The sequence below is a fragment of the Variovorax sp. 01T439_2 genome, from assembly GCF_056398445.1.
Genome location: NZ_JBFTPJ010000208.1, coordinates 1 through 10577 on the forward strand (window position 1 = coordinate 1; position 10577 = coordinate 10577).

Below are 10577 nucleotides of genomic sequence, written 5' to 3' on the forward strand. Positions count from 1 at the left end.
GATCGCCGCGCCGCGTGTCGGTCTTGTAGCCGGCGTTGATGGCCGCCGGCGCGTAGGCGTTCTTGACGTTGGCGTCGAAGCCGATGCGGGGCTGGGCCGCGTCGTAGCTCACCTTCACCACCGTGGCCGCATGGGAGGGCGACAACAAGGTCACGGTGCACCACTCGCTGCAGATGGTGAGCGATGCCGCCCCCGCGATTGCCGCCACCTTCGACATTCCGCGCGAGAACGTGCGCGTGGTGTGCCCGTTCGTGGGCGGTGGCTTCGGCAGCAAGATCCTCACGCGCGACAACGCGATGCTCACGGTGTTGGCCGCGCGCCTCGTGAAGCGGCCGGTCAAGCATGTGCTCACGCGGCAGCAGATGTTCATGGTGGTCGGCCTGCGCCAGCACAACCGCCAGCACATGCGGCTGGGTGCGGATGCGAGCGGCCGGCTCACGGGGCTGGGCCACGACACCGTCACCCACACTTCGGTGCACGAGGAGTTCGTCGAGCAGACCGGCGTCATCTCGCGAATGATGTACGAGGTGCCGAACTCTCAGGTCACCCACCGCGCCTTCAGGCTCAACGTGCAGACGCCGAAGTGGACCCGCGCACCGGGCGAGGCGCCCGGCAGCTTTGCGCTCGAATCGGCGATGGATGAACTCGCCGAGCAGCTGAAGATCGACCCCGTGGAACTGCGCGTGAGGAACGATGCCAGGACCGACCTCGACACGGGCAAGCCCTTCGGCAGCCGCTCGCTCGTCGAATGCATGCGCATCGGCGCCGAGAAATTCGGCTGGAGCAACCGCAGCGCCATGCCGCGCAACCGCAGGCAGGGCCACTGGCTGGTGGGCTACGGCATGAGCGCGGCATCGCGCGGCGCACCGCACCGCGGCGCCTCGGCCAACCTCTTGCTCACGCGCAATGGCCGCGACGTGCGCGCGGTGGTCGAGATGTGCGCGACCGATCTCGGCACCGGCAGCTACACCGTCATTGCGCAGACCGCGGCCGAGACGCTGGGCCTGCCGCTCGACAAGGTGCAGGTGCGGCTCGGCGATTCGGCCCTGCCGCCCACGCCCGGCTCGGGCGGCTCCTGGGGCGCCAACACCTTCTGCACCGCGGCGCTCGCGGTCTGCGAAGCGGCCAAGCAGCAACTGCGCGAGAAGGTCAGCCTGCGCTTCGTGCGCGAACCCAGCGTGGCGGAGCTGCTGCAGGCGGCCCAGCTGAACGAATGGCGCGCCAGCAACACGGCCACGCCGGGCGCGGACATCGCCGCCTGGTCGCACTATGCCTTTGGTGCCAACTTTGCCGAAGTGTGGGTCGACGAAGACCTGGGGCTGGTGCGCGTGCCGCGCTACCTCGCGGTGATTGCGGCCGGGCGCATCCTCAACCCCAAGACCGCGGCGTCGCAGATCATCGGCGGCATCGTCTGGGGCATCGGCAACGCGCTGATGGAAGAGTCGGTGCTCGACGAGCGCAGCGGCCACTTCGTCACGCGCACGCTGGCCGACTACCACGTGCCCGTGAACGCGGACATCGGCGACGTGCAGGTGCTCTTTGCGCCCGAAACCGACACCCGGGTCAACCGCATGGGCGTGAAGGGCGTGGGCGAGATCGGCATCACCAGCGTGGCCGCCGCCATTGCCAACGCGGTCTACAACGCGACCGGCCGGCGCGTGCGCGACCTGCCGATCACGCCCGACAAACTGCTGACGCCGATCCAGGCATGACGTGGGCGCGGCCGGTGATGACGCCAAACGGCATCGCGCTGTCGCCTGACGGCCGCACGCTTAGGGGGGGCCTGTCCAGGCCTGAACGACGCCCTTGACCGGGTCTTCAGGACACCACCTGGTAGTACAGGTTCTGCGGGTGCTTCGCCTGCGCGAAGAAGAACCAGCGCTCCGCAAGCAGGCCGGGCGCCTGCACCAGCACCGCCAGCAGCCACGGCCACACGGCCCCGCCGGCAACGCCCCACAGCAGCAGCAGCGAAGGCAGCACGAAGGCCAGCAGCAGGAAACCGAGCTTCATGTTCCTGAGCGCGGCCAGCGTGGCACCATGAAAGAACTCGCGCGTGTTGAACGAGCCGGCCGACATGCCCATCGACTTTTGCACGAGCTTCCCGGCGCGGATGCCGGTGGCCGATTGCAAGGTCGACTTGTGGCGGATCGCCGCATTGCGCCTGAGCGCCCCGCTGCGTGCGGCCCATGCCGCGAGCGTGGCGGCGAGCGCGCAGGGCCCGAACAGCTGCACGAAGCGCGACTCGCCCGACAGCACCGCCATCGCACAGGCCAGCACCAGCCCCGACGAGAGGCCCATCAGCGTGAAGTTGACGACAGTCAGCGGGTGCGCCCATTCCTCGATGAAGCGCAGGCACGCATAGATCATGGCAGTGCAGTACCAGAGCGCGGCCGCACCGCATAGCACCAGCACCGGCAGCAGCCACGACCACGGCGCACCGGCACCGAAGCGCAGCGACAGCCACCACAGTGCCACCAGCGCGATGAACGCCGGCAGCACGATGACTTCGCGCGACATCCACGAGGTGCGCCACATCAGCACGGCGCGCCATGCGCGGCTCTTGCGGCCCAGGTGCATGAACGATGCGGCCAGGCCAGCCACGAGCAGCACCTCGGCCACGCCCAGCGCCAGCGTGAGGAAGCCGGGCGCGAGGCCCTTGCCGAACAGCGCCGCGAGCGCAAGCGCGACGACCAGGCCCTGCGCGGCGCCAGCCAGCGTGGTGAAGAAAAGAATAGAGAACGCGGGATGCATGCCCTTATTCCTCCTGCCCCGCGGTCTGCTGCGTGACGCGGCGCGGCAGGTACTGGTTGGCCGGGCTCGTCTCCCACTCGGGCATCAGCTGGTAGCCGCCGCGTTCGCGGATGGCCTTCGACACTTCGGAGTCCGGGTCCTTCACGTCGCCGAACAGGCGCGCGCCGGTGGGGCAGGCCTTGACGCAGGCGGGCTTGCGGTCTTCCTTGGGCAGGTGCTCGTCGTAGATGCGGTCGACGCACAGCGTGCACTTGGTCATGACCTGGCGCTCCTCGTCGAGCTCGCGTGCACCGTACGGACAGGCCCATGCGCAGTRCTTGCAGCCGATGCACTTGTCGTAGTCGACCAGCACGATGCCGTCTTCCTTGCGCTTGTAGCTCGCACCCGTGGGGCACACGGGCACGCAGGGCGGGTCTTCGCAGTGCAGGCAGCTCTTGGGGAAGTGCACCGTCTGCGTGGCCGGGAAGGTGCCGGCCTCGTAGGTCTGCACGCGGTTGAAGAAAGTGCCGGTGGGGTTGGCGCCGTAGGGCTGCGCATCCGCAAGCGGGCCGGCGCTGCCGGAGGTGTTCCACTGCTTGCACGAAGTGACGCAGGCATGGCAGCCGACGCAGACGTTGAGGTCGATGACGAGGGCGAGTTGCTTGGCGAGGGTTTCGCCCGGCTCGGCGCGGACGCTGGCATTTCTCCCTCCCCTTCCGGGGGAGGGTTGGGGTGGGGGCAGCGGCGTTGGAACTGGTGGCTATGCGGTGATGAAGGCCGCCGTGGGTTCTTCCGGCTCGCCCGGTTCCGCCGGCCGTATGCGCACGCGCACGTCGTACCAGCCCGCCTGCCCCGTGACCGGATCCGAATTGCTGATGCGGCCGCTCGCGGTGCCCGCGCAAGGCAGTTCCTCGCTGATCAGGTGGTTGAGCAGGAAGCCCTTGCGCGCCTCGTCCGCACCGGGCGCCAGCTGCCAGGCACCATCGGCCTTGCCGATCGCGTTCCAGGTCCACACGGTGCCGGGCTCCACGGCCTCGCTGTAGCGCAGCATGCAGCGCACCTGGCCCCATTGGCTCTCGACCCAGCACCAGCCGCCATCGGCAATGCCCGCGGCCTGCGCGGTGAGCGGGTTCACGTGGAGATAGTTGTGGCTGTGGATCTGCCGCAGCCACGCGTTCTGCGAATCCCACGAGTGGTACATCGCCATCGGCCGTTGTGTGATGGCGTTGAGCGGATAGGCATCGAGATCGGTCGAGGCCTCCTCGAGCGGCGGATACCAGAAAGGCAGCGGATCAAAGTAGGTGTCGATGCGCTCCCGCAGCGCGTCGGGCGGCTGCCGGCCCGGGCTCTTGCCCTGCGCGGCCAGGCGGAAGCTCTGCAGCGTGTCGGAGTACAGCGCCAGCTGCACCGGGTCGTTGCGCTGGCGCCAGCCCTTGTCCTTYGCRAAGTCGAGGTAYTCGCGGTTCCAGTTGCGCATGTAGTGCATGGTYTCSGGCATGTGGTACTGGAARACGCAGTTGTTCTCTGCATACGCTTCCCACTGCTTCGGGTTGGGCTCGCCGCGCAGGTGCTCGGTGCCGTCCTTGCCGCGCCAGCCCATCAGAAAGCCGATGCCCGGCTGCGGCTGGAAGTTGACGACAAAGTCCGGATAGCCCGAGAACTTGCGCCCGCCCTCGGACGTGGTGAAGGCCGGAAACTTCAGGCGCGAGGCCAGCTCGATCAGCACCTCCTGGAAAGGCTTGCACTGGCCGGTGGGCGGCACCACCGGAATGCGCACCGAATCGACCGGTCCGTCGAATTCCGAGATCGGCCGGTCGAGCATGCTCATCACGTCGTGGCGCTCCAGGTAGGTGGTGTCGGGCAGCACCAGGTCGGCAAAGGCCACGGTCTCGCTCTGGAAGGCGTCGCACACCACCAGGAAGGGGATCATGTGCTCGCCCTTCTCGTCCTTGCGGTTGAGCATCTCGCGCACGGCCATGGTGTTCATGCTGGAGTTCCAGGCCATGTTGGCCATGAAGATCAGCAGCGTGTCGATGCGGTAGGGGTCGCCCATCACCGCATTGGTGATCACGTTGTGCATGAGCCCGTGCGCCGACAGCGGGTGCTCCCACGAGAACGCATGGTCGATGCGGATCGGCGAGCCGTCGGGGTTGATGGCCAGCTCTTCCGGGTTGGCCGGAAAGCCCAGCGGCGCGGCATTGAGCGGCGTGTTGGGCTGGATCATTCCGGGGTCGTTGAAGGCACGGTAGTTGGGCACGATGTGGCGCGGGTACGGCGCCTTGTGCCTGAAGCCGCCGGGTGCGTCGATGGTGCCGAGCACGCTCATCAGCACGGCCAGCGCGCGCACGGTCTGGAAGCCGTTCGAATGGGCCGCGAGCCCGCGCATCGCGTGGAAGGCCACGGGCCGCGCCTGCGTGCTCGGGTGCTCCTTGCCCCAGGCATCGGTCCACGCAATGGGCAGCTCGAAGGCCTGCCTGAGGGCGGTCTCGCCCATCTCGCGCGCGAGCTTGCGGATGCGCTCGGCATCGATGCCGGTGATGGCCTCGGCCCATTCGGGCGTGCAGTTGGCCACGCGATCGCGCAGCAGCTGGAACGAGGGCGCGACGCGCGTGCCGTCGGCCAGCGTGTAGTGGCCCTCGAGCGCGGGGTCGCAGCCGTCTGCAATGCCTTCGGGGTAGGCGTTCTTCACGCTGCCGCTCGATTTGTCCCACACCAGCTTGTTGTGCGGATGGCGGCCGTCGCCGGGCGGCCCGCGCGTGGGGTCCGGGTCGAAGGCGAAGAGGCCCTGGCGCTCGCAGTCGTCCAGCACCACGAGCTGCGGCGCATTGGTGAAGCGCTTCAAGAACGCGTGGTCGATCAGGTCGCTTGCGATCAGCTCGTGCAGCAGCGCCATGAACAAGGCGCCGTCGGTGCCGGGCTTGATCGGAATCCATTCGTCCGCAATGGCCGAGTAGCCCGTGCGCACCGGATTGATCGAAATGAAGCGTCCGCCTGCACGCTTGAACTTGCTGATGGCGATCTTCATCGGGTTGCTGTGATGGTCTTCGGCCGTGCCGATCATCACGAACAGCTTGGCGCGGTCGAGGTCGGGCCCGCCGAATTCCCAGAAGCTGCCGCCGATGGTGTAGATCATTCCCGCGGCCATGTTGACCGAACAGAAGCCGCCGTGCGCCGCATAGTTGGGCGTGCCGAACTGGCGCGCGAACAGGCCCGTGAGCGCCTGCATCTGGTCGCGGCCCGTGAAGAGGGCGAACTTCTTCGGATCGGTCGCGCGGATCTTGCCGAGCCGCTCGGCCAGCATGTCGAAGGCGCGCTCCCAGCTGATGGGCTCGAACTCCCCGGCCCCGCGCTCGCTGCCGGCCTTGCGCAGCAGCGGCTGCGTCAGGCGCGCGGGCGACACCTGCTTCATGATGCCCGAGGAGCCCTTGGCGCAGATCACGCCCTTGTTCAGCGGATGCTCGGGGTTGCCGTCGATGTAGCGCACCTCCGGGCCATGCTCGCCTTCGCGCAGGTGCACGCGAATGCCGCAGCGGCAGGCGCACATGTAGCAGGTGGTGGTCTTGACCTGGGTGTCCGCCGTGGGCGTGGGGGCGGCGAGCGGATCGTGGACGGGCTCTCGGGACAGGAAACTGAACACTGGCGGTCCTTCGTTTTTTTGTGCGGGGCTGCGCCGATGTTAGAGAGCATCGATCAAACGAAAAAGCGGAGAATATCGCTCACGATGACCGGAAAAACAGATCAGCAGCAGACCGCGCAGCGGCTTCGGCTCAACCTGCGCCAGCTCGAGGTGTTCGTGGCCACGGCCCGGGGAGGCAGCACGCGCGCCGCGGCCGACCGCGTCGCGCGCTCGCAGTCGGCCGCGAGCAGCGCGCTGGCCGACCTGGAGGCTTCCGTGGGCGCCCTGCTGTTCGACCGGCTCGGCCGCCGCCTGGTGCTCAACGAGAACGGCCGCGCGCTGCTGCCCAAGGCCCAGGCCCTGCTCGACCAGGCTGGCGAGGTGGAGGCACTGTTCAGCGGCGAGCACGCGGCGCCGCTGCGCGTGGCGGCCAGCTTCACCATCGGCGAGTACCTGCTGCCCGAGCGCGTATCGCAATGGACGGCGCTCCATCCGCAGAGCCAGGTTCACCTGCACATTGCCAACACGCGCGACGTGATCGAGGCGGTGGCGGGGTTCGACGTGGACGTCGGCTTCATCGAGGGGCCGCAGACGCACCCCGACCTGGTGGTGCGCGCTTGGCGCGAAGACGAGCTGGTGATCGTCGCCGCACCGGGCCATCCGCTCGCCAAGCGCATTGCCACCCACCACCAGCTCTCGCAGGCCACCTGGGTGCTGCGCGAGCACGGCTCGGGCACGCGGCAGGTCACCGATGCGTGGCTGATCCAGAACCTGGAACAGGTGCGCGTGGGCTTCGAGCTCGGCAGCACCGAGGCCATCAAGCGGGTGGTGGCCTCGGGCACGGGCCTGGCCTGCCTTTCGCGCTACACGGTGGCGCAGGCGCTGGAAGACGGCCACCTGATCGAGCTGCGCACGCGGCTGCCCGCGGGCATGCGGCGGCTGGCCACGGTGATGCATCGCGACAAGCTTTTGGGCCGCGCGACGGCGGACTTCCTGCGGCACTGCGGGGCGACCGTGCCGCGCGTTCCATCCGCGCGCTAGGCCGCACGAAGCCGATCAGGCCGGCCGCGACAGCAGGTGCACGTACTCGTACTGCGCCGTGTTGATGGTCGACACGCGGTACTCCACCGGCTTGTCGCCGAAGGTGAGCGCGGTGCGCCGCACCTCCATCACCGGCGCGCCCGGCGCCACGCCCAGGATGCGCACCACGCTGCGGTCGGCCGCCATCGCGCGTGCGCGCTCGCGCGCCAGCGTCACGGTGATGCCGAACTCGGTCTGGTAGAGGTGGTAGATGGTGCTCGGCCGCTCGCGAAAGCGCTTCTCGGTCAGGCCCTTGAAGAGCAGTGCCGGCAGCGTGAGCCGGTCGTGGATCACCGCCCGGCCCTGCAGCAGCAGCCGGTTGTCGATCTGGATGGCCGGCTCGCCCGTCCGCAGGCCCAGCGCCTGCGCGGGCTCCTCGTCCATGCGCACGCGCTCGAAAGCGACGAACTCCACCTGCGGCGCCTGCCTGAGGCCGTCGCTGCGCTCCACATGGAAGAACTGGAACATGAAGCGGTCGTCGTTGTGCACCGCAACGAAGGTGCCGCGCCCCTGCCGCCGCACGAGGATGTGCTCGGCCACCAGGTCGTCGGTCGCGTGGCGCAGCGTGCCGATCGACACGCCCAGCGCCGCCGCCAGCTCGCTCTCGCTCGGCAGCACGCTGCCGGCCGCGCAGCGCCCCGATTCGATGGCGCGCAGCAGCGAGCGCTTGACGAGCCGGTAGAGCGGCGCACCCGCCGACTCGGCGGGAATCGGTTCGAACGCGCAGATGTCTGTCGAGCGGGGCATGGCGCATTGTGGCGGCCGCATCGCGATTCATCCAAGTCATTCATATGACCTGTTTGACACGCGGAGACGCGCACTCGGACACTGGCCCGGCTGCAAATTCTCAGCAAGTCACAACAGGAGACAACGATGATTCATTTCGTTCTGCACGACGCGAAGGACACGGTCGCGGTCGTGGTGGTGGAAGGCGTCAAGGCCGGCATGTCGCTCAGCGGCTGGATCATGGACGAGGACCGCATGACCAGCGTCGATGCGCGCCAGGACATCCCGATCGGCCACAAGGTCGCGCTCAAGGACATGGCGCCCGGCGACACGGTGTGGAAGTACGGCATCGACATGGGCAAGGTGGTGGCGCCGATCAAGGCCGGCGAGCACGCGCACGTGCAGAACATCAAGACCAAGCGCTGGTAGGCCCCTGCCCCGCTTCGCGAATTCCACATCACCCACGAATCCGAAAGAACCGCATGTCCATCATTTCCAAAGACACCACCTTCCTCGGCTACCGCCGCGAAAACGGCCGCGTCGGCGTGCGCAACCACGTCATCATCCTGCCGCTGGACGATCTCTCCAACGCGGCCGCCGAAGCGGTGGCCCACAACATCAAGGGCGCGCTGGCCATTCCGCATCCCTACGGCCGCCTGCAGTTCGGCGCCGACCTGGAGCTGCACTTCCGCACGCTGATCGGCTCGGGCTGCAACCCGAACGTGGCGGCGGTCGTCGTCATCGGCATCGAGGACAGCTGGACGCAGAAGGTGGTCGACGGCATCGCCGCCACGGGCAAGCCGGTGGCCGGCTTCGGCATCGAGGGCCACGGCGACCACGACACCATCCTGCGCGCAAGCAAGGTGGCGCGCGAGTTCGTGCAGGCCGCCAGCGAGAAGCAGCGCGAGCCCTGCGGCATCCACGAACTGTGGGTGTCCACCAAGTGCGGCGAGAGCGACACCACCTCGGGCTGCGGCTCCAACCCCACCGTGGGCAACGCCTTCGACAAGCTCTACGAGACCGGCAACACGCTGGTGTTCGGCGAGACCTCCGAGATCACCGGCGGCGAACGCATCGTGGCCGACCGCTGCCGCACGCCCGACGTGAAGGAACGCTTCATGTTCATGTTCAACCGCTACCAGGACATGATCAACCGCCACAAGACCAGCGACCTGTCGGACTCGCAACCCACCAAGGGCAACATCGCGGGCGGCCTGACGACCATCGAGGAAAAGGCGCTCGGCAACATCCAGAAGATCGGCAAGAAGTGCATGGTGGACGGCGTRCTCGACAAGGCCGAGGTGCCCACCGGCCCGGGCCTGTGGTTCATGGACTCGTCCAGCGCGGCGGCCGAGATGGTCACGCTGTGCGCCGCATCGGGCTACGCGGTGCACTTCTTCCCCACGGGCCAGGGCAACGTGATCGGCAACCCGATCCTGCCGGTCATCAAGATCTGCGCCAATCCGCGCACCGTGCGGCTCATGAGCGAGCACGTCGACGTCGACACCTCGGGCCTGCTGCAGCGCGAGATGACGCTCGACCAGGCCGGCGACCAGTTGCTCGAATGCATGCTGCGCACCGCCAACGGCCGGCTCACCGCGGCCGAAGCGCTGGGCCACCGCGAGTTCGTGCTGACGCGGCTGTACGAGTCGGCCTGACGGCGCCCGCGCGATGGCAGGCATCATGAAGCGGATAGTGATTGCGGAGTTCATGGACGCCGCCGCGGTTGCGCAATTGCGCGAGCGGCACGACGTTCTCTACGACGTGGCGCTGGTGGACGACGGCGCCCGGCTCTACAAGGAAGCGAAGTGGGCCCACGCGCTCATCGTGCGCAACCGCACGCAGGTGCGTGGCGAACTGCTGGATGCGCTCACGCAGTGCACCGTGGTGGGCCGGCTGGGCGTGGGCCTGGACAACATCGACGTGGCGGGCTGCGAAGCGCGCGGCATCCGGGTGATTCCGGCCACGGGCGCCAATGCACTGAGCGTGGCCGAGTACGTGATCGCGAGCGCCATGCTGCTGCTGCGCGGCGCCTACGGCTCCACCGCCGCGGTGGCCGCAGGGCGCTGGCCGCGCAATGCGCTGTCGAACGGGCGCGAGCTCGCGGGCAAGACGCTCGGGCTGGTCGGCTTCGGCGCCATCGGGCAACTGACGGCGCGGCTTGCGCAGGCGCTCGGCATGCGCACGGTGGCTTTCGACGCCATGATGGACGGCAGCCACCCGGCCTTCGCCGCAACGGGCACGCAGCCGCTGGGCCTCGATGCACTGGTGGCGCAGGCCGACGTGGTGAGCCTGCATGTGCCGCTGGTGGACGGCACGCGCAACCTCTTCCATGCGCCGCGCATCGCGGCCATGAAGGGCGGCGCGGTGCTGGTCAACACCTCGCGCGGCGGCATCGTCGACGAAGCCGCCGTGGCGCTTGCGC

9 protein-coding genes are annotated in these 10577 nt (G+C 68.4%); 5 read left to right on the plus strand and 4 right to left on the minus strand.

Annotated elements, in window-relative coordinates; all coding sequences use genetic code 11:
* Positions 1 to 122 precede the first annotated feature (122 nt).
* Positions 123 to 1712: a xanthine dehydrogenase family protein molybdopterin-binding subunit gene (locus AC1DOC_RS12150; protein ID WP_478129856.1), complete on the plus strand. Its 1590-nt coding sequence runs from the start codon at positions 123 to 125 to the stop codon at positions 1710 to 1712.
* A gap of 106 nt (positions 1713 to 1818) precedes the next feature.
* Here the strand turns inward: AC1DOC_RS12150 and AC1DOC_RS12155 are convergent, their stop codons facing one another.
* From AC1DOC_RS12155 to AC1DOC_RS12165, 3 genes are all read right to left on the minus strand, one after another.
* Positions 1819 to 2751, minus strand: coding sequence for a dimethyl sulfoxide reductase anchor subunit family protein (locus AC1DOC_RS12155; protein WP_478079396.1), 933 nt, complete (start codon positions 2749 to 2751; stop codon positions 1819 to 1821).
* A gap of 4 nt (positions 2752 to 2755) precedes the next feature.
* Entirely contained in the window at positions 2756 to 3376 is a 621-nt protein-coding gene (locus AC1DOC_RS12160; protein ID WP_478129859.1) for a 4Fe-4S dicluster domain-containing protein, read from the minus strand.
* Between the two features lie 114 nt (positions 3377 to 3490).
* Entirely contained in the window at positions 3491 to 6367 is a 2877-nt protein-coding gene (locus tag AC1DOC_RS12165; RefSeq protein WP_478129857.1) for a molybdopterin oxidoreductase family protein, read from the minus strand.
* A gap of 84 nt (positions 6368 to 6451) precedes the next feature.
* Between AC1DOC_RS12165 and AC1DOC_RS12170 the strand changes: the two genes are divergently transcribed.
* Complete coding sequence (locus tag AC1DOC_RS12170) at positions 6452 to 7387, plus strand: LysR family transcriptional regulator (protein ID WP_478079399.1); 936 nt, start codon at positions 6452 to 6454, stop codon at positions 7385 to 7387.
* Between the two features lie 15 nt (positions 7388 to 7402).
* On the opposite strand, the gene AC1DOC_RS12175 is transcribed toward AC1DOC_RS12170, so the two are convergent.
* Positions 7403 to 8173 (minus strand): GntR family transcriptional regulator, encoded by a 771-nt coding sequence (locus AC1DOC_RS12175; protein ID WP_278880075.1) that lies wholly within the window; start codon positions 8171 to 8173, stop codon positions 7403 to 7405.
* Positions 8174 to 8299: 126 nt separating this feature from the next.
* Here AC1DOC_RS12175 and AC1DOC_RS12180 point away from each other — a divergent pair, with 126 nt between their 5' ends.
* The 3 genes from AC1DOC_RS12180 to AC1DOC_RS12190 form a co-directional block, all read left to right on the plus strand.
* Entirely contained in the window at positions 8300 to 8581 is a 282-nt protein-coding gene (locus AC1DOC_RS12180) for a UxaA family hydrolase (RefSeq protein ID WP_015866594.1), read from the plus strand.
* A 53-nt stretch (positions 8582 to 8634) separates the two neighbouring features.
* Positions 8635 to 9810, plus strand: a complete 1176-nt coding sequence (locus tag AC1DOC_RS12185; protein WP_436311412.1) for a UxaA family hydrolase — start codon at positions 8635 to 8637, stop codon at positions 9808 to 9810.
* A 25-nt stretch (positions 9811 to 9835) separates the two neighbouring features.
* Positions 9836 to 10577: NAD(P)-dependent oxidoreductase (locus AC1DOC_RS12190; protein WP_478129858.1), on the plus strand; the 742-nt coding region annotated here is incomplete at its 3' end.